We start from the raw sequence: 25,510 nt of genomic DNA, 5'->3' as shown, positions 1-25,510 counted from the left end.
TAACACAGATTTCCACAGAGATAATTTGTGTAAATCTGTGGAATCTGTGTTTTAAAACATCAAATCAACCTGATTGTTCAGTCGTTCGGTGTAATACTCTATTTTCCGGATGGCCCTGTTAAAGAACAAATTCTGCTCTTTAATGCCCGACTGGTTCAATGCTTTCGAGTTATTGATCTGCTGTTTGAAGAACTGATGTACATTTTTACACGCACTTTCATTATCGGTAATAAAATAGCCCAACAAGGTGTAAGGCACAAACATGGTCAGTTTTTCTTCGGTTTCGATGAGCATGTTGTTGTTGAGCAAGATCAACTCATTATAGTAGATGGAAAAATTGCCGTCGGGCTGGTTGCATTTGTCCTGGATCAGATTGATGATCCTCTTCAAGTCCTTGCAGAGCGCATTGGCACTTTTCAGGTCGAGCATTCCCGCTTCGTAGAAATACAAAATCTGTTGCAGGCTGCTGTTGATGGTCGTATCGTTCCATACTTCCTTTACGCTCACGGTTTCATAGATGTGCTTGAGCTTGAGCATGTGTTCCAGAAAAGATTCATCGACTACAAAATGTTCAAAGCTGATTTTCTTCTGGTTCGGATTCAAAAGATTCAACCAGACGAATGCCTTGAATTTCGATAGAATCGTACTGTCCATGAAATAAAACAGCGGAATGTCTTTGGCAGAATAAAAAAGGACCGTCTTCGGATGCTGCGTCAGCAGGTCAATCTGCTCGGCCGATTTCTTGAAATACTGCAGCATGTCCTTCAGGTTGGCAATCTCAATCGTCTTTTCTACAATTATCTTTTCGTCCTTTAGAAACAGATGATCCAGCGAAATATTGAAGTGATTCGCCAACTGCACGGTTTCGTCAATCGAAAACTTGCTTTTTCCAGACACCCTTCTGTGTGCCGCATCATAGCTGATGCTTAAGACGGTGGCAATGGCGTCGTTGAGTGATGTTGTGGGTGCGAGTTGCTTCCTGATTTCCTTTAAGAGTACATCTTGTGATTCCATGATATTTGCGATAATCACAAATGTATAAAATTTAATAATTGTTTCTCGCAATTCTATATGTGATAATCGCAATAGGTTTGTCGTGTAATTATAAATGAAACAACATGAAAACAAATCATTCTACAAGCATCCTACTTCAAAAGGTGTTGCTGTTGCCGTTTGCGTTTCTTTTTTTTTCTTGTTCCTCTTCCCTTTACGATCCTATGAAACGAAAAGGATTGGTGCCACTCCATAAGGAAATTTCGGGGAGTTATGAAAATACCATCATTACGCGTAATGACAGGGAAATGAAGCTCTCGGGTTTTTTCGCCTTAGCCAAAAATGACTCGGTGGTCGAGATCAAAACGGTAAAGAACAGGCTCGTGGTTACGTTTATTGATTCGCTCCAAGCCAAGCGCCACAAGGTTTTTGAAGGAAAATTCAAGAAAAGATATTTTCAGTTCCATCTTGAGTATGAAACGGTCTTGGTGCCGCCATTGATGGCCACCATACATGAAAACAGGGTGCGCCTTTCGCAGGACGAAAACGGAAATCTGGTGGTGAATGATTATTATGACAACTCCGGGATGATCCTTTTTCTAGGAGCCGGGGGCAGCGGAAATTCGAGATATGTATTTACAAAAAACAATTAGTCATGAAAAAATTTGCCTTACTATTGCTTCTTACGTTTGCAAAAATGCAGGCGCAGGACACGATTTATTATCCTAAAGTAGACGATTTTAAGCGAATGTACCTTGAGGTGGGCATCATGAAACCACAGGGCGACCTTGCCGACAAGTTTGAAAAATCGACCAATATTGGGGTGTGGTTCCGGAACAAAATCAAGCGCAATCAATTTATAGACCTTGGTATCGAAGTCGATTTGCTGGTAAAGCCACGAATGGTAAAGTATAATTTTAATGATTCCCTTGTTGGGTTGGAGTCCAGCAAATCGGGACTCAAGATTGGTTTTCGCTATTCCCGCATCTTTCCGCTGAGCAAAAAGGACCCCAACTTCAACCTCGAAACCAACACGGGCATGGGCTGGTCGGCGCTTTACTATTCCCTGCCCGACGATTATCCCGAGCACCTTGTTGACAAGCTCGACAGGAAAACCAACCTCCATACCATTTTCCTTTCGCACACCCTCAAGTTCAACATCTATGATTTTGGCCTCTTCGGTACCTATTCCTATACACCCCACACTTTGTTTACGCGCCATTATGAAGCCGATTTTGGTTCGCAGTCGGTGGCGGTAGGGCTTGTGTATCGGTTTTAGCATCCAAAAAAGGATAGTTGCCTGAAAATGAGGAAATCCGTAAAAGGTATTTTTCATTGGTGAAAAGAAACCAAAATCACATAATCGTTAAAAATATGTTTTTAAAACAATTTATTTAGGTTTAAAAATTAAATAATTCACAAAAATGATTTTAAAATTGATATAAATGTTTTTTGAATAGTTGGTTTTGTTAAATTAGCATTATTAATATTAACAAAAAGAACTATGGGAAACACTATTATTAACAAAATCAATGGCACTATCACGCCAGCACAAGTAATCAATGTAAAAAAAGCCTTAAGGGATATTAACGACAACCTGACGATTTTGGTTGGCCTTACCAAAGAGGAGCGCGAGACCCTGCTGGGTATGGATGTGGACAACAAGGTTTTTACCGAAGACGCCATCCAGGCGGCGCTCAACAATGCGGAGATGCTTCCGGGTTATGTGAAAATGGATTATATTACGAATGATCTGGAGCTGTTCAAGCAGGTAGATGAGGTCCTGCCGCTGTTTGTTCAAGTGACAGAGAAATTGATGGACACGCGCCTTTTGGCCGGAAGTGAGGCCTTTATGTCGGGCCTCATGTTGTACCGCCTTTTTGTATCGGCCGCCCAGGCAGGAGTTCCGGGAGCCGACTCGATTGTGGCGCAGTTGAAGCCACGTTTTGCGGGGCAGGGGGGTAAGGGTGCTAACGGTGGCGAACCAAATCCACCAAAGGCGTAAGTAATTTAGTAACAAGAAATGGCGCTTCCTAAAAGAAGCGTCTTTTTTTTGTCCTGAAAAAACAACAGAAAACTTCAAAAAGTAGTAGTTACTACTATGTTGTCTATTAGTAACTACAAACAAAGTTAATAGTAAGTACCAACTAATTTGATAGTAACTACTAACTAATTTAGTAGTAACCATCAACTAAGATAGTAGTAACTACCAACTAAGTTAATAGTAAGTACCAATCAAGTTAATAGTGAATGCTATGCAAGTTAATAGTAACTACAAACCAAGTTAATAGTAACTACAAACTAAGTTAATAGTAACTACAAATAGAGTTAGTAGTAAGTATTAAATTTCGATATAAATTATCATTTTAAAAGAGTATAAGATGAAAGATACCTCCCAAAAATACCTCAAAGAAGAGGCAAACGACTGCCAGCATGTGGGCAATTTTGTACACTGGTTTATAAAGCTAGGCCATCATAAGAAGAAAGATGTAGCCGGCCATTTGAAGGTGGTGCCCACGACCTTGAATAGTTATTTTAAACAGCAATCCTTGCAGTTTGCCATAGTGTGGCGCATCAGTCAGGCCATCAACTATAACCTGGTGATGGATTTGGGGCAACGCCTGAAGATCCCGTTTGAAACCGAAATTGAAAAAGAACTCCGCAAGCAACTGGCGGAGAAGGAGGAAATTATTAAAAGGATGGAGATTCAGCTGGAGGTTTTGAGGGAAAGAAGGGGGTAGGTGGCTCAAAATAAGTTGGTTTGAATTGTTTATAAATACTTTTTTATATATTTAACAAAAAAAAACCGCCATTTATCATATCATACTTGTCACTATTAAGACCTTGTTAAACCAAAAACATAAAAATGAATACTGTAATCCCTAAACAAGCTATTTCGCAACTAAGAAAATCACTTGATAATTTTAAACTTGATGATGCAATTGAACTTTGCACAAATGAAGCACAGACAAGGAAATTTTTAATTGAACCATTTTTTCATTTTCTTAATTACGAATCAAATAACTTAATCCCCGAATATAACGCCGATTTTGGAGACAGAATAAGTCAAAAAATAGATTATGCTGTGCTCCTTAATAAGAAAGAAACCATTTTGGTTGAGGCGAAAAAATACAATAGCAAGTTAACAGATCGAGAAGCTGGTCAGCTCAATGGATATTTCGGAAACACGAAAAACTCCAAAATTGCGATATTAACAAACGGCATAGAATACAGGTTCTATTCGGATATATTGGAGCCGAATATTATTGACAGCAAGCCGTTTTTTGTTTTTAGTATTCTCAGCTATTGTGATTCTGATATTGAAACTCTTATAAAATTTGATAGAAGGTACATTAAAATTATCGAGATTGTAAAATCAGCTCAAGAAGTCGTATTTGCAGAAAGTTTTGAGGGTGCATTTTTTAAAGAGATGGCAGCACCTTCCAAAGAACTTTTGAAGATAATTCATAAGAATATGACCTTTGGATCTAAGTTTAATGAAGATACGCAAGGTAAAATGATCAACCTAATTAATTCTGCTTTCCTAAAAAGTATTTATGAAAAAAAGATGTTAGAAGAATCAAATTCGAACTCTTTAGGAGTTATTACTACAGAACTTGAAATTCAGGCATATCATACGATTCGTACACTTTTGATTCAAAATAAAAAAGTAGCAAAAGAGCGTATTAGTTATAAAGATTTCAAAGGCTTTTTCAATATTTTAGTCGATGACTCTTCAAAGAAAGTAATCTGCAAATTAATCTTCAATGATAAATTTATGAAGATTGTGATAGATACGAATGAATACTTGCTTGAGCATATTGATGATTTGATGAAACATAAGAACGAATTAACTAACCGAGCGATAATGATGATGGAGTAAATAATTACCCCGATCGCACGGATATACCCAACAGTTAGAACGGATTGCAAACCCGATCGCGCGGATATCCGCAACAGTTAGTGCGGATTTGCAAATATGTAATCGAGTAAAGGTTTATTGACATTTAGACAACAACATAATGAATGAATTTAAAGATTTAATTTTTTTAGGTGAAATTGTTCTTCAATCAAAAATTGCATTTAGAGCGAATGAACGCTTAGAAGCAACCAAAGACAATTTTGACAATTTGGAAGTATGGTGTTCAATACAGTCTATTCTTGTGTCGGTTGCAAACGTTTCAAAAATTCTTTGGCCTACTTTCAAAAAATATCAAGAACGTGGAGAGAGATTACGGAAAACACTCAACGTGGAAGAAAGTAATCCTCTATCAAATCGTATATTTCGAAATCATTTCGAACACTATGATAGTCGAATTGAAGATTGGTTTAGCAATCGCTCAGGTGGAGTTTACGTCGATTTAGTGATGAATCCATCACTTAATGGTAGGGATTTTGAAAATTTCCATCATCGAGGATATAATTCATTTAATGACACTTTAATATTTCGTGGCGAATTATTGGATTTGAATGAAATTTTAAATGCACTAGAAGAGATACGTAATAATTGTAAGGGATTAGTTTTAGATTATCCCTGATATCGAAAATAAACCCGATCGCTCGGATATCTCCGCTCTCCGAAGTCTTGATAGAGTCTCGGTGCTGTGCGAAGTCTCCCGACTTCGCATCCAATACAAGTAAAAAGAGTGAATAGGAAAATCCCAGCTTGCCGAAAAGGAGGAGGTGATCAAAAGCATGGAGATTCAGTTGGAGGTTTTTAAGGGGCTGGGAGAGAGGAAATAGGATGGTGGTTTGTAAGAATTAATGGTTACATTTGGAAGGAGTAAAAAATGATTTTATCAGACATATAAACAAGTTGTACATAACATAAACCTACTGCTATGAAGAAAAATTTAATTTACATTTTGACCTTTTTTTCGCTTCTAATTACAAGTTGTGAAGAAGAGCCAATTCCAGCTGATATTGAAACTTTAGTATTTGGAAAAATTTATGATTCAACTAATGATATTCCAATAGTGAATGAAAAAGTAAAATTGGCGGAATTTAGTACACAGCCAACTTTTGCTGGAACAAATTATATATTCAAAGGATTTGTAGATTCAACTACGACAAATATAAACGGGGAATACAGTTTACCATTTAGAACTACTGGAAATGGGAATAAATATCAAATTCAACTTGATTTTAATGAACAAGTACACATACCAAATTTGGTCGAATTTATTCAAGACCAAAACATAGGAAACCAAGAAGAAATCAATTTTGAAGGTTTAAGACTTTATCCTGTTGATTTAAGAATTATAGTTACGGATGAAATAACTCAAGAAATAAATGTGTACAAGCAATTTCCTGAAAGACGAATAGAACCCATTCCTGCTTCAAATCAAAATTCCGTAAGAAGAATTTGGATTGATAAAAATGTGGTTAACTTAATTACTTTTAGAATTGGAACTTCAAGTCCTTTTTTAAGCCACACTATTGAAATCCCAATTAATAATACAACCGAACTTTACGAATATGAAACTGAAATAAGTTCAACTGATTTTCAATAAATATTATGCACAACATCGACTATAGTTTACTGCTTGGTAGTTTTTGTTTCGGAAAAATCTGCTCTCCGAAGTCTTGATAAAGTCTCGGTGCTGTGCGAAGTCTCCCGCTCTACGAAGTCTTGATAAAGTCTCGGTGCTGTGCGAAGTCTCCCGACTTCGCACCTGATAGAAACATTAGCACCCATCGTAAAAACTTTAAAACTATGAAATTTACTTCGTTGCAAAATAAAATCTTAACTTTAGGGGCGGCAGTCTTTGTTTTAAGCTGCACGACTCCCAACCCCAAAAAAGCAACTACTATGGATAAGATTTCTTCGACCAAGCACCTTAGCACTGCTGTAGATAAATCCAGTGATGACGTTTACAGTTATGTTTCAAATCCCGAAAATTTCCCTAAATGGCTGGCGTTCGCAACATCGATTTCTAAAAAATCAGAACTTGTTTGGGTTGCGAAAACAAATTTGGGAACGATCGAAATGGAAATGACACCACCAAACGAATTTGGAATTGTGGATCATAAAGTTAAACTTCCGGATGGCACGGTGCTCTACAATCCGTTAAGGGTCATAAAAAATGGTGCAAGCAGTGAGGTTGTTTTCACACTCTTTAAAGCTCCCAACAAAACGACTGAAGAATTTGAAAACGATGCAGCCTTGGTGGAAGCTGATTTGAAAACATTAAAAAGCATTTTGGAAGCGCAATAATATTCTAACAAGCAATCAATAAAAAATCATGGCATTAATCAATCCACACATCAACTTCAACGGCAATGCCGAGGAAGCTTTTACTTTTTATAAATCTGTTTTTGGTGGCGAATTCGCAAAGGTGATGCGGTTTAAAGACCTCGCCAACGATGCATTTCCGATGGAGGCACACGAAGCCGAAAAGATCATGCACATCGCGTTGCCTATTGGTCCGAATGTTTTGATGGGCAATGATGTTCCCGAATTTATGGGAAAGACCAATGAAAACGAAAACAGATCGAAAATTTCCATCAGTGCGGCAAGCAAGGAAGAAGCCGAGCATCTATTCAACGGTCTTTCTGCTGGCGGACAAGTTGAAATGCCTATTTCGGAGAGTCCTTGGGGTTCCTATTTTGGAATGTTTCGGGACAAATACGGAATTGAATGGATGGTGGATTTTGATCCTAATCATAAAGGTAAAGTTTAAAAACTTAAAACGAAGGACATGGTAAACATCAAACACCGCGTAGGCATTAAAGCCTCCCTGCTCGTGAAGTTTAAAGATGCTTTTATGAGCACGAGCAAGATGCTCGCTAGCGAGGGCTATTTTGGGAAATGACACGAATTAAATTTGAAACTATTAAATATTTATTTAAAAACTATATTGAAATAACATGAGGACAATTACAATTGCATTATTACTTTTCTGTAGTATCATGAAAGCACAATCTCCTTCTTTGATTTGGAGTGAAACTTTTGGTGGTCATGAAGCGAGAAGTGTTCAAAAAACTAATGATGGCGGATTAATTATTGGAGGTATTGCCTTAGCACCTCATGTACATGCTGTTGATTATCATGGTGTTTCCGATGGTTTTGTAGTTAAGGTTAATTCATTATTTGAAATTGTCTGGTCTAAATGTTACGGATCTTCCTCTGCAGAAAGAATTAATGAGATAAAACCAACTAGTGATGGCGGATATATCTTTGTAGGAGATAAGGTTGTTCCAACTTTGGGAAGAGAATTTTGGATTGTCAAAATAGATTCAGAAGGAACTGTAATTTGGGAAAAAACTTATGGTGTAGCTAGTTTTGATGAAGCTCATAGTGTTGCTGAAACGGATGATGGTCATTATATTGTAACGGGTCTTAGCGGTAACGTGAACAATAATAGTTCTGTAAATAATTTTGGTTATGATGATTTTCTTACCCTGAAGATTGATTCGCAAGGAGAGTTGGTTTACATGGTAAATCATGGAGGCCCAAGTAATGATAGATCTTATTCTGTAGTAGTTAATTCAGATGGAACTGCAGTAGTAGCTGGTGAATCTCAGTCAGAGAGTGGTGAAGTTGTTTCACAAAATGGTACAATCTGTGCATCTTCATTTTGGATTACAAAATTGAGTACTAAAGGATCAATAATTTGGGCAAAAGCATTTGGTTCTGATGTTTCAGGGGCTAATTTTTTTAATACAGCTCGTGAAATTATAAAAACCACTGATGGAGGCTATGCAATTGTAGGATCTTGTAATGGTATATTTGGGCAAAATTATTTGAAGGATTTTTATTTAATTAAAATTGACTCTGAAGGAAACTTACAATGGAGAAATACTTGGGGTGGATCAGGGCATGATACTCCTTACTCAATTGAGCAAACTACGGATGGTGGCTATATATTAGCTGGCGAAACATTTTCTGATGATTATGATGTGTCTCATAATTTAGGATCAAGCTTTAATAATGGATGGGTTGTAAAAGTCAATTCTACAGGAGAGTTAGAGTGGCAAAAAACAATAGGAGGTACAGGAATTGATCGCTTTTATGATATTATACAGCTAAACGATAATGATTATTTAGCAATAGGTGATTCAAATAGTCACGATTTTGATTGTATTCAAAATACTGGTTTAAGTTTTTGGTTGGCTAAAATTTCAGCATCTACTTTAGATTCTGATGATTTTGTTGAAAGAGATTTTAATATATACCAAAGCAATAATGGTGAAACTTTAAACTTAAAATCTACAGATGAAATCATTTTTCTAACAATTTACGATTCTACTGGAAAGAGTATTATGCAAAAAAAGGATCAAAATATACAAGAAGTTGATATTTCGCTTTTGCCTTCGGGAGTATATATAGTCCGTGTTAGTACTAATTCAGACTCAATGAATAGGAAGTTTATAAAATTATAATATCAAAAAATCTAGGTTACAAAAAGTTCTCTACAGGCAGTTTTCTATATTCTATTTAAAAGATCATGACGTTCTTTTTTGGTATGTTCAGGGATATTATGGCATTGAATGGAGGGTAGATTTTGAGGATTATTTTTATGGAGAGGATTAGAAATAATTTAAATTGGTAAATGACATCAACTTAAAAACCCCATCTCAAATAAATGAAATGGGGTTTTAGTTGAATTAACCTTTTTAAAAAGAATAATTATTTTTTTCTATCGTCTCTACGATCATCGCGTCTTTCCGGACGTGGTGCTCTTTCTTCTCTTGGAGCGTTTTCATCTCTTGGAGGTCTTGGCAATAAAGCCTTTCTAGAAACTTTTTCTTTTCTTGTTTTAGGGTCTAAACCTAAGTATTTCACTTGGAATATATCACCCATGTTTACCACATCGGTTACGTTTTCAGTTCTTTCCCAAGCCAACTCCGATACGTGCAATAAAACTTCGTTTCCTGGCGCTTCTGTATATTCCACAACCGCACCAAAATCCAACATCTTGATTACTTTTACTTCGTAAGCTTCTCCAACCTGTGGTTTGAAGATGATAGAATCGATTTTAGCCAATACCGCTGCGATTCCGTCTGGATCAGTTCCAAGGATTTCAACAACACCTTGTTCGTCAACCTCGTTGATAACGATAGTTGTTCCGGTAGCTTTTTGCAATTCTTGAATCACTTTTCCACCAGGACCAATCAAGGCACCAATGAAAGCACCAGGAATAGTACGCATGATGATTTTTGGAGCGTGAACTTTCACGTCTGCTCTTGGTTGTTCCAAAGTTTCGATCAATTTACCTAGGATGTGCAAACGTCCATCACGAGCCTGAGCCAAAGCCTGCTCCATGATTTCATATTTCAATCCGTCGATTTTGATGTCCATTTGACAAGCCGTGATACCTTCTGAAGTTCCAGTTACTTTGAAATCCATATCTCCCAAGTGATCTTCATCACCTAAGATATCCGATAGAACTGCAAAACGATCTCCGTCGGTAATCAATCCCATCGCGATTCCAGAAACCGGACGGATCATTTGAATACCAGCATCCATCAAAGATAATGTTCCAGCACAAACCGTTGCCATTGAAGAAGAACCGTTTGATTCCAATACTTCAGAAACCACACGGATGGTATAAGGACAATCAGCAGGAATCATGTTTTTCAAGGCTCTTTGTGCCAAGTTTCCGTGACCAACTTCTCTTCTCGAAGTTCCTCTTAACGGACGAGCTTCTCCTGTTGAAAATGGTGGGAAATTATAGTGCAAGTAGAATTTTTCTTCTCCTTGTTCAGATGGCGAATCAATTTGGTTCGCTTCTCTAGAAGTTCCTAAAGTGGCTGTTGCCAAAGCTTGCGTTTCTCCACGTGTAAACAATGCAGAACCGTGAACTGATGGCAAATAATCTACTTCCGACCAAATTGGACGAATTTCTGTAGTTTTTCTTCCGTCAAGACGTGTTCCTAAATCTAAGGTTACGTTACGAACCGCTTCCTTGTTGACTTTGTAGAAGTATTTAGAAACCAAATCTCCGTTTTCCAGCAATTCTTCGTCAGTAAACAACGCTTTTACTTCTTCTTTTACAGCATCAAATGCAGCAGAACGTTCGTGTTTTGCAGAACCTTTGCTTGCAATTGCGTAGATTTTATCATAAGCCGCTTCTTTAACTTTCGCTAAAATAGCTTCGTCTGATTTTTCTTTTTCGTACTCACGGATTTCTTTCTTTCCAAATGCTTTTGCCAATCTTTCTTGAGCGTCGATTTGTACTTTGATGTGTTCGTGGGCAAATTTAATGGCTTCCACCATTTCTTTTTCTGAAATCTCCTTCATTTCACCTTCCACCATGGCGATAGAATCTCTTGAAGCTCCAATCATCATGTCGATATCAGACAATTCTAACTGTGCACGAGAAGGGTTGATGATGAATTTTCCATCAATACGTCCAACTCTTGCCTCAGAAATTAAAGTTTCAAAAGGAATGTCAGACAAGGCAAGTGCTGCCGAAGCCGCCAAACCTGCCAATGCATCCGGCATAACGTCTTCGTCATGAGACATCAACTGAATCATAACTTGAACTTCTGCGTGATAATCACTTGGGAAAAGTGGACGCAATACACGGTCAACTAATCTCATGGTTAATACTTCGCTATCGCTTGGGCGAGCTTCTCTTTTGAAGAAACCTCCTGGAAAACGACCTGCTGCTGCAAATTTTTCTCTGTAATCTACCGTCAACGGTAAAAAGTCGATACCTGGACTTGCTTTTCTTGCGGAAACAACGGTACCTAAGATAACCGTTTTTCCAATTCTTACTACTACAGAACCATCGGCTTGTTTGGCCAAACGCCCTGTCTCGATTGTGATGCTTCTGCCATCACCTAAATCGATGCTTTCTACAAATAATTGTGGAATCATAAATTAATTCTCTAATTGATTAAACAATGGGTTTTAGTTGTGTTGTAGTTGTTGTTGTGTAGTTGTTGTCCTAAAACCCAATGAAAAACCAAACTTTTTCTGCAATAATGTAAAAACAAAAAGAGGCGCGTGAGCACCTCTTTTCTGTATGGATTATTTTCTAATACCCAATTCCTTGATAATCTCACGGTATCTGTTGATTTCCGTTTTCTTAAGGTAATCTAGTAAGCTTCTTCTTTTACCTACCAATTTCACTAGAGAACGCTCAGTATTGTAATCGTGACGATTGTTTTTCAAGTGCCCAGTTAGGTGGTTGATTCTGAATGTGAATAAAGCGATTTGCCCTTCAGCTGATCCAGTGTTTTCAGCTTTTCCTCCGTGTTTAGCGAAGATTTCTTCTTTAACTTCTTTAGTTAAGTACATGCTAATATTATTTAATGATTATTATGTAGTGAATAAGTTTTTCCTATTCGGGTGCAAAAGTAACTTTTATTTTTGGATGAAAAAATTTAAAGATTGAAAAATTTAAAGATTATTTAAAATTCAACAAATCGTTTAGAATTGTTACATTAAAATAATTTGGCTATTTCTTCATTTACAAATTCAAGGAAACGCTCATCGGCTTCTGTGAAAGGATCTAAAACATTCGAATCAATATCAATCTGCCCAATGTTTTTTCCATCCACAAAAAGAGGTACAACAATTTCAGATTTTACTGTGAAACTGCAGGCAATATAATTGTCCTGTGCCTTAACATCTGGAACTACAAAGTTTTCGTTTGAAACGGCTACTTGCCCGCAAATTCCTTTTCCAAAAGGAATAACCGTGTGGTCAGTAGGCTCTCCTGCATAAGGACCTAAATGAAGCGTTTTTTCTTCATGATTGGCAAAGTAAAACCCAACCCAATCGTAGTAATCAATGTTGTCGCGAAGCAAATGGCAAACTTGTAAGAGCTTATCTTCTCTTAAAATGTTCGTATGATGTAAAATATCTTGTACTTTTGGTTTTAATTCTTGAAAAGTCATTGTGCTTAATTTTTATACAAAAGTAATATTTGCACACGGCTTTAAATTATATAAATTTGTTAAAACTATATTTTGAAAGACTATTTAATAAATTACCGCCCCTTCCTTATTTTTCTAGGGAAATTCTTTTTAACCTATTTGCTGCTGATTTTGATCTATCAAGCTTTTTTGAGTCAGTATGATTCAAAAAAAAATGAAGTGGACGGGATGACACAATTGGTTGCCAATCAGAGTGAAGATATTTTGAATATGTTTAATCAGGATGTAGCGCAAAGAAAGATGAAAACAGAGCCTTCGGTTGTGATTTTTATAGATTCTTCTCCTGTTGTTCGTATTGTTGAGGGCTGTAATGCTGTGAGCATCATGATTTTGTTTACTGCGTTTATCGTTGCCTTTAGTGGAAAATTCCTTAGGACTTTCGGATACATAATATTCGGAATTGTTGCAATACATATATTGAACATCTTCAGAATTGCATTGCTTGTTGTTGGAATGGTTAATTATCCTCAATATGGAGATTTTCTTCACGGGGTGCTTTTTCCGCTCGTTATTTATGGTTTTATTTTCTTACTTTGGGTACTTTGGATAAACAAATTTCAACGTTATGCTAAAAAAAATACTTAGCCATAAAAAAGAAACGGCGATAGTAATTTTTTTAGTGTTGCTGTTAGCCTTGGTCAGAAGCTACGAAAGCCAATTGTTCTATGATCCCTTCTTGAATTTTTTCAAAGGAGAATTTTTAAATTCAGGAATCCCAGCATTTGATGGTTTCAGATTGTTTGTTGGTTTGAGTTTGCGTTATTTGATCAACACAGTCATTTCGTTGGGAATATTATATGTAATTTTCAAGGAAAAGAATTTGATAAAATTTGCGGGTTTTCTTTATGCTCTCTTTTTTATACTGTTGGTGATTGCCTTTTTTGCAGTCGTTTATTTCTATTCCACTGATAAAAGTATGATGCTTTTTTACATCAGAAGATTCATCATCCAGCCCGTTTTTTTATTGTTGTTCTTGCCAGCGTTTTATTATCAGAATCAATTTTTAAAGAAATAAGGCATTGAGTTCTAACTTTTTTGAATACTTTTGTGGTATGAGAATCAAAAAATGTACAAGTTTATTTTTGGCCTTCCTGCTATTGGTTTCCAATTTCGGACTGGCTTTCAATGTACATTATTGCGAAGGTAAGATTGCCTCGATTTCTTCGGTTTTCAATGTTGAAGAAAGTTGTGATGCTCCAAAAAAGGTTGCTGATAAAAAGTGCTGTGCCGAAAAAGCAAAGGATCACAAACAATGTTGCAAGGACAAAGTGGTGGATCTGGAAGACAAATCATCAGACACGATCATCAAGACCTTCTCTTTTCAGATAGATGTACCATTTATCGCAGAAAACTGGAAACCTCTTGCTTTCAATGAAATTGTTGCTTTAAAGCAAGCACAAAACATAGTTTATTATTGTGATGCGAATGCGCCACCACTCTTTAAACTCTACAATCAATACATTTTCTACGCCTAATTTTAATGTTTAAAGAAATCGCAAAACTTCGCGATTGGACTCTTTATTAAACATTAAAATTAAATCATGCAAAAATACATTTCAATAGTCTTGTTGCTGTTTTTGTCTTTCAATGCCTTTGCACAGGATACTTTGCAAGCGGTGAAAGTGCAAGCAAATTCAAAAAGCACAAGAAAATCATATAAATCAGTTACCAACACGGCAGTAATGACCAGCAAGGAATTGCTAAAGGCCGCTTGTTGTAATTTGGCGGAAAGTTTTGAAACCAATCCGTCCATCGACGTTAATTTCTCGGATGCACTGACAGGAACAAAGCAGATCAAAATGCTTGGGCTTACAAGTCCATATCTAATGATCACCGAAGAAAATCTTCCATCCGTGCGAGGAGCCTCACAGGCTTATGGTCTATCGTTTACGCCTGGAACTTGGATCGAAAGCATCCAGATTACCAAAGGGGCTGGTTCCGTTGTAAACGGTTACGAAAGTATTTCGGGCCAAATCAATACCGAATTGATAAAGCCCGTTAGCGATATTCCATTCTTCCTGAATGCGTACGGATCCACTGATTCCCGTTTTGAATTGAATACCCATTTCAATAAAAAAGTTTCCGATAAATGGAGTACAAGCTTGTTTCTTCACGGAAATGCAAGGGTTTCTAAAAACGACATGAACCACGATCATTTTCTGGATAATCCGTTAGGGAAACAGATCAATGTTCTCAACCGTTGGCAATATACCAATGCCGAAACAGGCTGGGTAAGTTTCATCAATTTCAGATATATGAAAGATGAAAAGCAAACCGGAGAGCTGGAGTTTGACAAGGACAGGGACAGAGGAACAACCAATTTTTGGGGCTCGGAAATCAATACCGAAAAATTAGATATTTCGAATAAAGTAGGATATGTTTTTCCGGATATGCCGTATCAAAGTATAGGATTCCAAAACTCTTTGAATCTCCACAAACAGGAATCTTATTTTGGTTTAAACCTTTATAATATTACTCAGAAAAGCTATTATTCTAATCTTATTTTCAATTCTATTATTGATAATACGATGAATAAATTCGCAACCGGATTGAACTTTACCTATGATGATTACAATGAATTCGTGAGCGTTCCGAATATTGCCGGAAACTACGACAGGATTGATACATCGGTTGGTGCTTTCTTTGAATATACTTACGATAATACCACAAATTTCAGTCTTGTTGCGGGAGGTAGAGTGGACAAACACAATCGTTTGGGGCTTTTCGCAACGCCAAGAATCCATATCCGATACAATCCTTGGGACAAAGCAGTTTTAAGAGCTTCGGCAGGAAGAGGAAAACGCTACGCTAACATCTTTGCCGAAAACCAGCAGCTTTTTGCAAGTTCAAGAGCTTTTGATATCTTGAACAGAAATGGAAACAATTACGGACTTGATGCTGAAATTGCGTGGAATTATGGTGTAAGTTTTATGCAGGGCTTCTTCCTTTTTGATCGTTCGGCAGATATCGGTTTTGACTTCTACAGAACCGATTTCCAAAACCAAGCCGTTGTTGATTTATACGCAGGACCACAACAGGCTTTGTTCTATAACGGGAAATCGTTTGCAAACAGCTTGCAGGTCGAATTCAATTACGAATTGGCAAAGCATTTCAATTTGAGAACGGCTTATAAATACTACGACATTCAAACCGAATATTTAAGTGGAGATATTGAAAGGCCTTTACAAGCAAAGCATCGTTTCTTTACCAATTTGGCTTATGAAACACATATTGTAGAAGGAGGAAAGCAATGGAAATTTGATTTCACCTATAATTGGATGGGAAAACAAAGATTGCCTAACACATCAACCAATCCGGCGATGGAACAATTAGGTGATTATTCGCCTGCGTTTTCTTTGATGAATGCCCAAATCACAAGAACTTTTTCTTCGGTTTTCGAAATGTATGCAGGAGTAGAAAATCTTGGTAATTACAAGCAAGAAAAGGCAATCTTGGGTAGTCACGATCCGTTTGGTCCGCATTTTGATACGTCTATCATCTATGCACCAGTTTTTGGACAGATGTTTTATGCTGGATTACGCTTTAAAATAAAATAATCAATAACGATAAAATTTATAAAAATGAAAAAATTAATGTTCGTGCTTTTCGTTTCCTTAATCGGATTTACATCTCAAGCACAAGAGAAAAAAAACAAGAATGCAAAAGTAGATGTTGAAGTTCGAGGGAACTGTGAGATGTGTAAAAAGCGAATTGAAAAAGCAGCTTATGCAGTTGCAGGAGTAAAGTCGGCAGAATGGCACCAGGATGATCAAACTTTGCATCTTATTATAAATGAACAAAAAACGAGCGATCTTGAAGTGCAGAAAGCCGTAGCAAAAGTGGGGCACGATACGGAAAAAGTTCGCGCTACGGATGATGCTTATGAAAAGCTTCATACTTGCTGTTCTTACGAAAGGAAATAATTAACAACCGAGGTTCTTCCTCGGTTTTTTTATGATAAGAAATAATATCGAGTTTTAATGTTTATAAAGTGTTATAAAAAACTAAAAGTATCTGAATAAAATTGTGGTTAAAATAAATAATTCTTACTTTCACGCTCGAATTTTAAGCACCAAAAGATGAACAATTTTGAATGGAAAAACCTCATAGATCCACTTTTTTATATACAGTTTGATATCAACGGAATCAAGCTGGGATTGTATTTAGTATTGTTTATTGTATTTGCCGAAACTGGGCTTTTTGCTGGTTTCTTTCTTCCAGGAGACAGCTTGCTTTTCTTAGCTGGAATTTACAATAGAGAATTGATACAGAATGTTCTTCTTATTGATAGTGCTTTCCTGAATGTGACATTGCTTGCTACATTTGTAGCTCTTGCTGGTATTTTAGGAAACGCAGTGGGTTATTGGTTTGGTTCTAAAAGCGGGTATTATTTATACAATAAGCAAGATAGTTTTTGGTTTAAGAAAAAATATCTGATCCAATCTAAAGATTTCTTCGAAAAACATGGAGGTAGAGCCATCATCTTTGCTCGTTTTTTACCAATCTTCAGAACATTCGCACCAATCGTGGCAGGAATTGTGATGATGGAGAAAAAGAAATTTATGTTCTATAATATTCTAAGTTCTTTTGTGTGGTCGTTCAGTTTGATTTTTGCAGGGCATTACCTTTATGGATTCCTTTTGAAAAATTATGAGATAGATTTGAAACAACACATTGAATTGATTGTTATCATCTTGGTTGTTATTACGATTTTACCGGTGATATTAAAGTTCAGCAAAAAGTCTAAACCAGAAGAAGAAACTGAAGAATAGATTTGTAATACTATAAAAAGAAAAACCCGTTTGATGATTCAAACGGGTTTCTTTTTTTATTTAATTTCCAGTATCAATTCTTGTTGGATTAATTCTCCGTTATTATTTATACCTTCTATATCGATTATAAATTTTCCTTTTTGGGTGTTTAATAATTCAAAATCAAAACTTCCTTTTTCATTTGAAATTATATTTGGACTCCATGAAATGGCTCCATAATTTTCGAATCCTTTGACAGACAAGTTTGCATACTTTTCAGTACTGTATTTTGTTGGTTTAGAGAATCCTTTTTCTATGAAGAATTTAAATGAATTATAATCTTTTCCTTTGCTCAAATTCTTTTTAGTATAAATCTTTATTAAACCTTCTTTGTTTTGCATTCCTGGAAGAAGCATGTGACGGTTTAAGAAAATTTCATCTATCTCACTCATTTGCATATAATCCAATTCATCAAATGTAAAAAGTCTTCTCTCGTTTATAGTTATCTCAACCGTTGACTGGGCCGCATTAAAAGAAGTAAGGTTGTTTCTTTGGCTTGTAATGGAAATCTGACCACGATTTCTTGTTACTATGAATCCTTGTGAAGAAATGAAATGTATCAGTGGCATGGTATAGGTACTGTCAATTTTAAAACCACGAAGGTTGATGTTGCCAAATTCATTAGCAAACTTGAGTTTTGGTCTTCTGGATTTATTTTCGACAATAACATCTTCTAATCTTATTGTTTCAGAGGATAGTTTTGGATAGTCATCAGATGTGTTTTCATATTCAGAAGTTGCACATTCTGCTTCCATTTTCATTTTAAAGGGTTTCTTGAAAGGCTTGCTTCTGTTGAAGATTTGCGGAAATAGTTTGGTGTCAACCTTCTTAAAATCGGGCAGCTTTAAAAGTGAAAGATCCAAGTAAGAACTATCGGCAACTGCAAATTTATCTATGAAATATTCTCCGGTTTCATTTACATCCGAGACAAGGCTAATAAAAGCGGTGTGAGAGAGCAATTTTACCTTGTGTTCTGTTTTATTTTTTATTTTTTCATCGATTTTTCCTTTGATACTTAGGCCTATATCAAAACTGTAATTCGGCTTTGGGATGTTCGTTTTGATAGTGTTCCAGTTGTATTTCAATTCAGGTTGATTGACAAGGAATAAGTCCAGTTCTAGCTTTTTTATTCGGTCTGCATCCTTAAAATAGTAGGAAGCATTTTCCAGCGGATGTATAAGATAGGGATTGATGTTCAAACCGACATTTATACCGGTTTTGTTGTTTGCCTTGGTCTTCTCCGGAAGCGCCGAGATGCTGATACTCGACTCCTGCAGGCTGTTTAATCCAACGAGGTTTATTTGATTTTCATCAGCAGATTTCCTGCTAAGCGAGATTGCCCTGTTTGTCCCTAGTTTGATTGAATCAGAATAAAGGAGCCTTTCACAGAGGAGATTGAGCTCGGCGTCTACAACCCTAAGCGTGTTGATTCCGTTGAAGAGATTTTTTTTCTCTATGATGAAATTCTTTTTTGCATCATCAAATTGGAATTCCTGGATGATGGATTTTCCATCCTTACTGATGACAAGGTAGAGCTTCTTTTTGTTGAATGTTTTTAATGTCGATGCATTTGTATTAAGATTGACAAAGGTTTTGTTCTCATCCCTGAAATTGTTTACAGTCAATCCTATTCCTGTTTCAGCAGGAATTGGAAGTTCCTTCTCGAAAATATTTCCCAGATGTTCAAATACGACCTTCAGTTTCTTTTCGGTGGCGGGCACATTGATCGTTGCATATCCAAATTTATTGAGCTTGAAGGTCCTCATGACTTCGCCTTCGGGTGTCTGCAGTCTGCCTTCTATGCCGTCGACAGAGTTCTTCCTGCAGTCCAAAAGTGAAATTCCAATTGTGTTCTCAATTCCCCTTATATAATTCCCGCCTTCGGGATTGATGCCAATTTTCAGCGAACTGATATTGGTTTTTTTATAGTTTTTTGCACCTTCGGCAGGATTGATGATGGTGATTTTTGAAATGGTGGATTCGTCTTCGCTGAAGTTGTTCATCCAGTTCGTATAAGTCTGGATATAGTAGTCGCCCGATGGCATATTTGATTTCAGGTCTACCTTTCCAGAGAAAATGCCATTGCTGGCATAAACAAGCTGTTCTGAAATCTGTTTTCCATTCTCATCGAGCAATAATACAAAGACATTTGCGGTAAAGAACGGTTTGGAATCCTTTCTGTTGATTACATATCCCTTGAACCAGATTGTTTCCTTTGTTAGGAACGTGGTCTTGTTAAGGTGCAGGTGTATGGCTTCTCTTTCGAGGGTGAAATAATTTTCCAAGACGGATGCTATCTTGTTTTTTGGATCGGTACTATTGGTTTGGGATTGGCCAATTGAAAAAGTCAGCAATAAAAGCAGTGTGGCTAGTTTGATTTTCATAGCTTTATTTTTTTTAAAAGTATAAAAAAAAACTTATAAAAAAAAGCCTCAAGATTATTGAGGCTTTTAAGTATAGTGGAAAATCTTACATCATTCCTGGCATTCCGCCACCCATTGGCATTCCGCCTCCGGCACTTTCTTCTTTAATTTCTACTAAAGCACATTCGGTAGTCAAGATCATTCCAGCAACAGAAGCCGCATTTTCAAGTGCTACACGTGTTACTTTTTTAGGATCGATGATTCCTGCTTTTAGCATATCAACATATTCATCCGTTTTAGCATTATAACCAAAATCTCCTGAACCTTCGGCTACTTTTGAAACGACTACAGAACCTTCCAGACCTGCGTTTTCAACAATAGTTCTCAAAGGAGCTTCAACAGCACGAGATACAATTTGGATTCCTGTTGCTTCGTCTGCATTGTCTGCAGTGATGTCTTTCAAGGCATTTTTAGCTCTCAATAGAGCAACACCTCCACCAGCAACAATTCCTTCTTCAACAGCTGCACGAGTAGCGTGAAGAGCATCGTCAACTCTATCTTTCTTTTCCTTCATTTCTACTTCAGAAGCTGCACCTACGTAAAGAACAGCAACACCGCCAGCTAATTTAGCCAAACGCTCTTGCAATTTTTCTTTATCATAATCAGAAGTAGTTGATTTTATTTGAGACTTTATTTGATTCATACGATTTTTAATCATATCATCACTTCCAGCTCCATTTACAATTGTAGTATTGTCTTTGTCGATAACTACTTTTTCTGCAGTTCCTAACATTTCCAAAGTTGCATTTTCCAATGTGTATCCCAATTCTTCAGAAATTACAGTTCCACCCGTTAGGATGGCGATATCTTCCAACATTGCTTTTCTTCTGTCGCCAAAACCAGGTGCTTTTACAGCTGCGATTTTTAAGGCTCCACGAAGTTTGTTTACCACTAAAGTTGACAGAGCTTCTCCATCAACGTCTTCTGCAATAATCAACAATGGTTTTCCAGATTGAGCAACCGGCTCTAATATGGGTAGTAATTCTTTTAAAGAAGATACTTTTTTGTCGTATAATAAAATGTATGGTCTTTCTAATTCTACTTCCATCTTTTCTGGATTGGTCACAAAATAAGGAGAAAGATAACCTCTGTCAAATTGCATTCCTTCTACAACGTCAACGTAAGTATCCGTTCCTTTTGCCTCTTCAACAGTGATCACACCTTCTTTTCCTACTTTGGCGAAAGCCGTAGCAATCAAATCACCAATGATCTCGTCGTTGTTTGCAGAGATGGATGCAATTTGTTTTATTTTTTCAGAATCGCTGCCTACAACTTTAGCTTGCTTCGATAAATCGGTAACTATAGCTTCAACCGCCTTGTCAATTCCTCTTTTCAAGTCCATTGGGTTTGCTCCAGCTGCCACGTTTTTCAAACCTTCTTTAACAATAGCTTGTGCCAAAACGGTAGCAGTTGTTGTTCCGTCTCCGGCTAAATCATTGGTTTTAGAAGCAACTTCTTTTACCATTTGAGCACCCATGTTCTCCAATGGATCTTTTAATTCGATTTCTTTAGCAACAGTAACACCGTCTTTAGTTACGTTCGGTCCGCCAAATGATTTTCCGATGATCACATTACGACCTTTTGGTCCAAGGGTTACTTTTACTGCATTTGCCAATGCGTCAACGCCACGTTTTAATCCGTCACGTGCTTCAATATCAAATTTTATATCTTTTGCCATTTTTTATTTATTGTTTATATGTTAATTCGTTATTTGTGTATTCGATTTTAGATAATTGCTAAAATGTCATCCTCACGCATAATCAAATAATCTTTTCCTTCAAATTTCAAGTCGGTTCCAGCATATTTTCCGTATAAAACGGTGTCACCAACTTTAACGGTCATAATGTCGTCTTTTTTTCCATTTCCAACTGCAACTACGGTACCTTTTTGCGGTTTTTCTTTTGCATTGTCAGATATTATAATTCCTGATGTTGTTTTAGCTTCTGCTTCTGCTGGCTCAATTAGAACGCGATCTGAAAGAGGTTTAATGTTTAATGCCATGATATTTGTTTATTATTATAAATATTAATTTGTTGAAATCTATTTTTCAGAAATTATGCCATTCAGGGGCGTGCTGACAAATTTTCAGCTAAAAAAAATGCCAGCATTATAAGCTGGCATTTGATGTTTATAAGTCAGAAATTATTGTGCAGGTTGAGCTGCTGGAGTTTCTGTAGGAGTAGTTGCCGGAGCAGGAGTTTCTGTAGCTGGAGCAGCAGTTTCATTTGCTGCAGGAGTAGCCGGTTTTGGTGCGGCTACTTCAGTATCATCAATAATTTTAGTATCAGTACCAGAAGTAAAGCTTAAGCTAGAAAAAAGGATCAAAAGGATCAATATCGTAGCTAAAGTCCAAGTACTTTTATCCAAGAAGTCAGTAGTTTTTTGAACGCCACCTAATTGTTGAGATCCACCTAATGTAGAAGACAAACCACCACCTTTAGGGTTTTGAACCATTATTACTACTACTAAAAGGAAACATACTATTGTAATTAGTACTAAAAAAATTGAAAACATAATGCTATAATTAATTGTTATTTTGTTGTAAAGACTTTATATCCGAAATTCGGTCTGCAAATAAACTACTTTTTTCTGGATATTTCAAAATTAATATTTCATAAGCTTGAATTGCCTTTTGATATTTTTTTTGTTCGAGGTAAACCTTCGCCAAAGTTTCGGTCATCAGATAGGAGGTATCGCCTTCGGGTTGCTGTAAAACTATAGGAGTTGGCTCGTTTTGTTTAATAGGTGGAATTTTTGGATTGGCTTCAATAAATTTATCAATGATGTCTAATTTTTTCTTTTTCTCAAGATCAATTTCTTCAGACTTCTCTTCAATTGGATGATTTTCACGGTTTATCGGATTTAAACTAGCCAATTGCAACCATTCTTGGAAGGAGTGTTTTTCTTCCTTTGAAAAATCTAATGGTTTTCCAATTTCAAGTTTCTCCTCGATAGATTCCGTATCTTGTTCTTCAATTTCGTTTACTTCTTTTGTCTCATTTATCTCTTCAACTTCTGGAGAAGCTTCTTTTATGGAAATTAAAATAGATTGTTCTAATTTACTTATTGGTTCGTGTGTTTTTTCTAAAACAGTCTCTTGTAATTCCTCACGGACAATAACACTTTCGTTTACAATAATATTATTAATTATGGCTTCTTTTTCATCCAAAAAAGTTTTTTGAAGTGTTGCAAAGTTGCCTGATGTGATAAAATCAAAGAGAATGCTCCTATCTGTTGTGTAAGAAGCAGTAACTCTTAAAGCTTGGTTGTATTTAAAACTGTCCTGATTGTAAAGACCTTTCAAGTATAAAGCACGAGCACTTTGAAAATAAGGAAACTCCTCTGCAATTCGCTCCAAAGCAAAAGTATGCTTATCGTTGATAGCATTCGGTTTGTTGAGTAAATTGATTAATTCAGAAGTGTTCACGGCTTAGATTTAAATTACCATTTTGCTAATGATTCATTGAAAATATCTTGCGTGATTCTTTCGAAAATAGTATCCAGCGCTTCGGTAAGTCTTGCACCTACAAGTTGCTGATCGCCACCATAATCATAGAAAAAGCTAAATGATTTCTCAAAATCGTCGGCCTCTTTATTTTTGTTTGTAAAACGAACATTGATTCGAATAGTCAAACGGTTTTGTGCGGCTCTTTGATCAGCTGTTGCTGTCATCGGACTGATTCTGTAGTCTGTAATCTCACCTTCGTAAACCAAGTCCCCTCCAGAATTTGTCAGGCTTAAATTGGTTTGATTCTGAATCAAATCTTGTAAAGCACGTGTAAATTTCAATTCAATTCCAGGTTCTACCAATTCCGAAGCGTTTTGAAAATAGTTTACTTGAAATGTCTTGGCATCAATCTTTCCGGTTCCTGTAAAATTATAAACAGAACAACCATTGAATGTTAGTACAATCAGGGTTAGAAAAGCAATATATTTTAATTTATTCATTTTAATTTTTAAAAGATTCAAATATACTATAAATCAAATTGTTTTATTTTTCGGTACAACGTTCTTTCGGAAATTCCGAGTTCATCCGCGGCAGCTTTTCGTTTTCCTTTGTTTTTTTCTAATGATTTTTTAATCATTTCGATTTCTTTCTGTTCCAATTTTAGAATTTCTTCTTCTTCAACCGTTTCGGCAAAAAGATAATTGTCATCCTGTTCTTCGAAATCATTTTTAGGGACGGCATTTTGAACTGGAATCACTGAAAGTTCGTTCTGGTCTTCATAATCAATTTCAGAATCTTCCTGGTGTGAACCATAAATTTTCTGAATCAGATTTTTATTGTTTTCCTGAACTTTTGAACTTCCGTTTTGCATTAATTCCAATGTCAGCTTTTTCAAATCGTTTAGGTCGCTTTTCATATCAAAAAGCACTTTGTACAGAATTTCTCTTTCGGTACTGAAGTCGTTTTCGCTTTTCTTATCCTTAATTACCGAAGGCAAGCTACTTCCTTCCACTGGCAAATACGATTGCAAAGTTAAAGCCGAAATATCTCTATTTGTTTCCAAAACGGATATCTGTTCAGCTACATTTCGCAACTGACGGATGTTTCCGCTCCAGCGAAATTTCAATAAAAATTGTACCGCAGTATCGTCCAGTTTAATTGGAGGCATTTTATATTTATGAGCAAAATCAGAAGCAAATTTTCTGAAAAGCAAATGAATGTCGTCTTTTCTATCTCGCAATGGAGGCAAAGTGATGTCAACCGTGCTCAAGCGATAGTATAAATCTTCACGGAATTTTCCTTTTTCGATCGCATCAAACATATTTACGTTTGTCGCGGCTACAATTCGGACATCCGTTTTTTGAACTTGGGAAGAACCCACTTTGATAAATTCTCCATTTTCCAAAACACGAAGCAAACGAACTTGAGTTGTCAAAGGCAATTCTCCAACTTCATCCAAGAAGATTGTTCCGCCATCGGCTACTTCAAAATAACCTTCACGTGTAGAAGTGGCTCCTGTAAAAGCACCTTTTTCGTGTCCGAAAAGTTCACTATCAATAGTTCCTTCTGGAATGGCACCACAGTTTACGGCAATATACTTTCCGTGCTTTCTGTGTGAAAGAGAATGGATGATTTTCGGAATGCTTTCTTTCCCGACACCACTTTCTCCCACCACCAAAACCGAAATATCCGTTGGTGCAACCTGGATTGCTTTTTCAATCGCACGATTCAATTTCGGGTCGTTCCCGATGATTTCAAATCGCTGTTTTATGGCCTGAACTGATTCCATAATTTATTTTTTTAAACACAGATTTCATGAATTTCCACAGATTTAATTTGTGCTAATGTGTTAAATCTGTGTTGAAATTTATTTTTAATTCATTTCGCTATAACCCACAACTTCCCCAATCAAGGTTCCGCTGGTGCAAGTATTGATTTTTACA

At 36.5% G+C, this 25,510-nt stretch carries 27 protein-coding genes; 16 read left to right on the top strand and 11 right to left on the bottom strand.

What is annotated here, in order from left to right:
• Positions 1-51 precede the first annotated feature (51 nt).
• Complete coding sequence (locus ACI6PS_RS12690; RefSeq protein ID WP_421012947.1) at positions 52-1,014, bottom strand: helix-turn-helix domain-containing protein; 963 nt, start codon at positions 1,012-1,014, stop codon at positions 52-54.
• A 104-nt stretch (positions 1,015-1,118) separates the two neighbouring features.
• Here ACI6PS_RS12690 and ACI6PS_RS12685 point away from each other — a divergent pair, with 104 nt between their 5' ends.
• The 10 genes from ACI6PS_RS12685 to ACI6PS_RS12640 all read left to right on the top strand — a co-directional run bounded on the left by ACI6PS_RS12685 (position 1,119) and on the right by ACI6PS_RS12640 (position 9,378).
• Positions 1,119-1,646, top strand: a complete 528-nt coding sequence (locus ACI6PS_RS12685; protein WP_421012946.1) for a hypothetical protein — start codon at positions 1,119-1,121, stop codon at positions 1,644-1,646.
• A gap of 23 nt (positions 1,647-1,669) precedes the next feature.
• Entirely contained in the window at positions 1,670-2,272 is a 603-nt protein-coding gene (locus tag ACI6PS_RS12680) for a hypothetical protein (RefSeq protein ID WP_421012945.1), read from the top strand.
• 225 nt (positions 2,273-2,497) lie between these two features.
• Positions 2,498-2,998, top strand: a complete 501-nt coding sequence (locus tag ACI6PS_RS12675; protein ID WP_421012944.1) for a hypothetical protein — start codon at positions 2,498-2,500, stop codon at positions 2,996-2,998.
• A gap of 376 nt (positions 2,999-3,374) precedes the next feature.
• Positions 3,375-3,734 (top strand): transcriptional regulator, encoded by a 360-nt coding sequence (locus ACI6PS_RS12670; protein WP_421012943.1) that lies wholly within the window; start codon positions 3,375-3,377, stop codon positions 3,732-3,734.
• Between the two features lie 125 nt (positions 3,735-3,859).
• Positions 3,860-4,876 (top strand): type I restriction enzyme HsdR N-terminal domain-containing protein, encoded by a 1,017-nt coding sequence (locus ACI6PS_RS12665; protein ID WP_421012942.1) that lies wholly within the window; start codon positions 3,860-3,862, stop codon positions 4,874-4,876.
• Between the two features lie 139 nt (positions 4,877-5,015).
• On the top strand, positions 5,016-5,531 hold the full coding sequence (locus tag ACI6PS_RS12660; RefSeq protein ID WP_421012941.1) for a hypothetical protein: 516 nt from the start codon (positions 5,016-5,018) through the stop codon (positions 5,529-5,531).
• 303 nt (positions 5,532-5,834) lie between these two features.
• A complete protein-coding gene (locus ACI6PS_RS12655) occupies positions 5,835-6,506 on the top strand; it encodes a hypothetical protein (protein WP_421012940.1) in 672 nt (223 codons plus the stop codon).
• Positions 6,507-6,805: 299 nt separating this feature from the next.
• Positions 6,806-7,210 carry a hypothetical protein gene (locus tag ACI6PS_RS12650; RefSeq protein ID WP_421012939.1) on the top strand — a complete coding sequence of 135 codons (405 nt, stop codon included), beginning with the start codon at positions 6,806-6,808 and terminating at the stop codon, positions 7,208-7,210.
• A gap of 28 nt (positions 7,211-7,238) precedes the next feature.
• Positions 7,239-7,676 carry a VOC family protein gene (locus ACI6PS_RS12645; RefSeq protein ID WP_421012938.1) on the top strand — a complete coding sequence of 146 codons (438 nt, stop codon included), beginning with the start codon at positions 7,239-7,241 and terminating at the stop codon, positions 7,674-7,676.
• A 229-nt stretch (positions 7,677-7,905) separates the two neighbouring features.
• Positions 7,906-9,378 carry a T9SS type A sorting domain-containing protein gene (locus ACI6PS_RS12640; protein ID WP_421012937.1) on the top strand — a complete coding sequence of 491 codons (1,473 nt, stop codon included), beginning with the start codon at positions 7,906-7,908 and terminating at the stop codon, positions 9,376-9,378.
• A gap of 247 nt (positions 9,379-9,625) precedes the next feature.
• Here the strand turns inward: ACI6PS_RS12640 and ACI6PS_RS12635 are convergent, their stop codons facing one another.
• The 3 genes from ACI6PS_RS12635 to ACI6PS_RS12625 all read right to left on the bottom strand — a co-directional run bounded on the left by ACI6PS_RS12635 (position 9,626) and on the right by ACI6PS_RS12625 (position 12,846).
• Complete coding sequence (locus ACI6PS_RS12635; protein WP_421012936.1) at positions 9,626-11,821, bottom strand: polyribonucleotide nucleotidyltransferase; 2,196 nt, start codon at positions 11,819-11,821, stop codon at positions 9,626-9,628.
• A gap of 153 nt (positions 11,822-11,974) precedes the next feature.
• Positions 11,975-12,244: a 30S ribosomal protein S15 gene (rpsO, locus tag ACI6PS_RS12630; RefSeq protein WP_421012935.1), complete on the bottom strand. Its 270-nt coding sequence runs from the start codon at positions 12,242-12,244 to the stop codon at positions 11,975-11,977.
• 146 nt (positions 12,245-12,390) lie between these two features.
• Complete coding sequence (locus ACI6PS_RS12625; RefSeq protein ID WP_421012934.1) at positions 12,391-12,846, bottom strand: GAF domain-containing protein; 456 nt, start codon at positions 12,844-12,846, stop codon at positions 12,391-12,393.
• 72 nt (positions 12,847-12,918) lie between these two features.
• Here ACI6PS_RS12625 and xrtF point away from each other — a divergent pair, with 72 nt between their 5' ends.
• From xrtF to ACI6PS_RS12595, 6 genes are all read left to right on the top strand, one after another.
• A complete protein-coding gene (gene xrtF / locus ACI6PS_RS12620) occupies positions 12,919-13,470 on the top strand; it encodes an exosortase family protein XrtF (protein WP_421012933.1) in 552 nt (183 codons plus the stop codon).
• Positions 13,451-13,900, top strand: coding sequence for an exosortase F system-associated membrane protein (locus ACI6PS_RS12615; RefSeq protein ID WP_421012932.1), 450 nt, complete (start codon positions 13,451-13,453; stop codon positions 13,898-13,900). The genes xrtF and ACI6PS_RS12615 overlap by 20 nt, the downstream gene beginning before the upstream one ends.
• A 37-nt stretch (positions 13,901-13,937) precedes the next feature.
• Positions 13,938-14,360, top strand: coding sequence for an HYC_CC_PP family protein (locus tag ACI6PS_RS12610; protein ID WP_421012931.1), 423 nt, complete (start codon positions 13,938-13,940; stop codon positions 14,358-14,360).
• Between the two features lie 66 nt (positions 14,361-14,426).
• Entirely contained in the window at positions 14,427-16,442 is a 2,016-nt protein-coding gene (locus ACI6PS_RS12605; RefSeq protein WP_421012930.1) for a TonB-dependent receptor plug domain-containing protein, read from the top strand.
• Positions 16,443-16,466: 24 nt separating this feature from the next.
• Positions 16,467-16,808 carry a heavy-metal-associated domain-containing protein gene (locus ACI6PS_RS12600; RefSeq protein WP_421012929.1) on the top strand — a complete coding sequence of 114 codons (342 nt, stop codon included), beginning with the start codon at positions 16,467-16,469 and terminating at the stop codon, positions 16,806-16,808.
• Positions 16,809-16,964: 156 nt separating this feature from the next.
• Positions 16,965-17,657 (top strand): DedA family protein, encoded by a 693-nt coding sequence (locus tag ACI6PS_RS12595; protein ID WP_421012928.1) that lies wholly within the window; start codon positions 16,965-16,967, stop codon positions 17,655-17,657.
• Positions 17,658-17,713: 56 nt separating this feature from the next.
• On the opposite strand, the gene ACI6PS_RS12590 is transcribed toward ACI6PS_RS12595, so the two are convergent.
• The 7 genes from ACI6PS_RS12590 to ACI6PS_RS12560 all read right to left on the bottom strand — a co-directional run bounded on the left by ACI6PS_RS12590 (position 17,714) and on the right by ACI6PS_RS12560 (position 25,356).
• Entirely contained in the window at positions 17,714-20,080 is a 2,367-nt protein-coding gene (locus tag ACI6PS_RS12590) for a hypothetical protein (RefSeq protein WP_421012927.1), read from the bottom strand.
• A gap of 85 nt (positions 20,081-20,165) precedes the next feature.
• Positions 20,166-21,797: a chaperonin GroEL gene (groL, locus tag ACI6PS_RS12585; protein ID WP_421012926.1), complete on the bottom strand. Its 1,632-nt coding sequence runs from the start codon at positions 21,795-21,797 to the stop codon at positions 20,166-20,168.
• 47 nt (positions 21,798-21,844) lie between these two features.
• Positions 21,845-22,120: a co-chaperone GroES gene (locus ACI6PS_RS12580; RefSeq protein WP_421012925.1), complete on the bottom strand. Its 276-nt coding sequence runs from the start codon at positions 22,118-22,120 to the stop codon at positions 21,845-21,847.
• 141 nt (positions 22,121-22,261) lie between these two features.
• Complete coding sequence (secG, locus tag ACI6PS_RS12575) at positions 22,262-22,633, bottom strand: preprotein translocase subunit SecG (protein WP_421012924.1); 372 nt, start codon at positions 22,631-22,633, stop codon at positions 22,262-22,264.
• 10 nt (positions 22,634-22,643) lie between these two features.
• Entirely contained in the window at positions 22,644-23,546 is a 903-nt protein-coding gene (locus ACI6PS_RS12570; RefSeq protein WP_421012923.1) for a tetratricopeptide repeat protein, read from the bottom strand.
• Positions 23,547-23,560: 14 nt separating this feature from the next.
• On the bottom strand, positions 23,561-24,067 hold the full coding sequence (locus tag ACI6PS_RS12565) for an LptE family protein (protein ID WP_421012922.1): 507 nt from the start codon (positions 24,065-24,067) through the stop codon (positions 23,561-23,563).
• 26 nt (positions 24,068-24,093) lie between these two features.
• Positions 24,094-25,356, bottom strand: a complete 1,263-nt coding sequence (locus tag ACI6PS_RS12560; protein WP_421012921.1) for a sigma-54 interaction domain-containing protein — start codon at positions 25,354-25,356, stop codon at positions 24,094-24,096.
• Positions 25,357-25,510: the final 154 nt, after the last annotated feature.

Source organism: Flavobacterium sp. PLA-1-15 (assembly GCF_049060005.1).
Classification (GTDB): domain Bacteria; phylum Bacteroidota; class Bacteroidia; order Flavobacteriales; family Flavobacteriaceae; genus Flavobacterium.
This window is presented reverse-complemented; position numbering and strand designations above follow the sequence as displayed.

Excerpts from the sequence above, each read along its gene's own strand:
- ACI6PS_RS12690 (WP_421012947.1), bottom strand. The coding sequence starts at position 1,014 with ATGGAATCACAAGATGTACTCTTAAAGGAAATCAGGAAGCAACTCGCA.
- ACI6PS_RS12685 (WP_421012946.1), top strand. The coding sequence starts at position 1,119 with ATGAAAACAAATCATTCTACAAGCATCCTACTTCAAAAGGTGTTGCTG.
- ACI6PS_RS12675 (WP_421012944.1), top strand. The coding sequence starts at position 2,498 with ATGGGAAACACTATTATTAACAAAATCAATGGCACTATCACGCCAGCA.
- ACI6PS_RS12670 (WP_421012943.1), top strand. The coding sequence starts at position 3,375 with ATGAAAGATACCTCCCAAAAATACCTCAAAGAAGAGGCAAACGACTGC.
- ACI6PS_RS12665 (WP_421012942.1), top strand. The coding sequence starts at position 3,860 with ATGAATACTGTAATCCCTAAACAAGCTATTTCGCAACTAAGAAAATCA.
- ACI6PS_RS12660 (WP_421012941.1), top strand. The coding sequence starts at position 5,016 with ATGAATGAATTTAAAGATTTAATTTTTTTAGGTGAAATTGTTCTTCAA.
- ACI6PS_RS12655 (WP_421012940.1), top strand. The coding sequence starts at position 5,835 with ATGAAGAAAAATTTAATTTACATTTTGACCTTTTTTTCGCTTCTAATT.
- ACI6PS_RS12650 (WP_421012939.1), top strand. The coding sequence starts at position 6,806 with ATGGATAAGATTTCTTCGACCAAGCACCTTAGCACTGCTGTAGATAAA.
- ACI6PS_RS12645 (WP_421012938.1), top strand. The coding sequence starts at position 7,239 with ATGGCATTAATCAATCCACACATCAACTTCAACGGCAATGCCGAGGAA.
- ACI6PS_RS12640 (WP_421012937.1), top strand. The coding sequence starts at position 7,906 with ATGAAAGCACAATCTCCTTCTTTGATTTGGAGTGAAACTTTTGGTGGT.
- ACI6PS_RS12635 (WP_421012936.1), bottom strand. The coding sequence starts at position 11,821 with ATGATTCCACAATTATTTGTAGAAAGCATCGATTTAGGTGATGGCAGA.
- rpsO (WP_421012935.1), bottom strand. The coding sequence starts at position 12,244 with ATGTACTTAACTAAAGAAGTTAAAGAAGAAATCTTCGCTAAACACGGA.
- ACI6PS_RS12625 (WP_421012934.1), bottom strand. The coding sequence starts at position 12,846 with ATGACTTTTCAAGAATTAAAACCAAAAGTACAAGATATTTTACATCAT.
- ACI6PS_RS12615 (WP_421012932.1), top strand. The coding sequence starts at position 13,451 with ATGCTAAAAAAAATACTTAGCCATAAAAAAGAAACGGCGATAGTAATT.
- ACI6PS_RS12610 (WP_421012931.1), top strand. The coding sequence starts at position 13,938 with ATGAGAATCAAAAAATGTACAAGTTTATTTTTGGCCTTCCTGCTATTG.
- ACI6PS_RS12605 (WP_421012930.1), top strand. The coding sequence starts at position 14,427 with ATGCAAAAATACATTTCAATAGTCTTGTTGCTGTTTTTGTCTTTCAAT.
- ACI6PS_RS12600 (WP_421012929.1), top strand. The coding sequence starts at position 16,467 with ATGAAAAAATTAATGTTCGTGCTTTTCGTTTCCTTAATCGGATTTACA.
- ACI6PS_RS12595 (WP_421012928.1), top strand. The coding sequence starts at position 16,965 with ATGAACAATTTTGAATGGAAAAACCTCATAGATCCACTTTTTTATATA.
- ACI6PS_RS12590 (WP_421012927.1), bottom strand. The coding sequence starts at position 20,080 with ATGAAAATCAAACTAGCCACACTGCTTTTATTGCTGACTTTTTCAATT.
- groL (WP_421012926.1), bottom strand. The coding sequence starts at position 21,797 with ATGGCAAAAGATATAAAATTTGATATTGAAGCACGTGACGGATTAAAA.
- ACI6PS_RS12580 (WP_421012925.1), bottom strand. The coding sequence starts at position 22,120 with ATGGCATTAAACATTAAACCTCTTTCAGATCGCGTTCTAATTGAGCCA.
- secG (WP_421012924.1), bottom strand. The coding sequence starts at position 22,633 with ATGTTTTCAATTTTTTTAGTACTAATTACAATAGTATGTTTCCTTTTA.
- ACI6PS_RS12565 (WP_421012922.1), bottom strand. The coding sequence starts at position 24,067 with ATGAATAAATTAAAATATATTGCTTTTCTAACCCTGATTGTACTAACA.
- ACI6PS_RS12560 (WP_421012921.1), bottom strand. The coding sequence starts at position 25,356 with ATGGAATCAGTTCAGGCCATAAAACAGCGATTTGAAATCATCGGGAAC.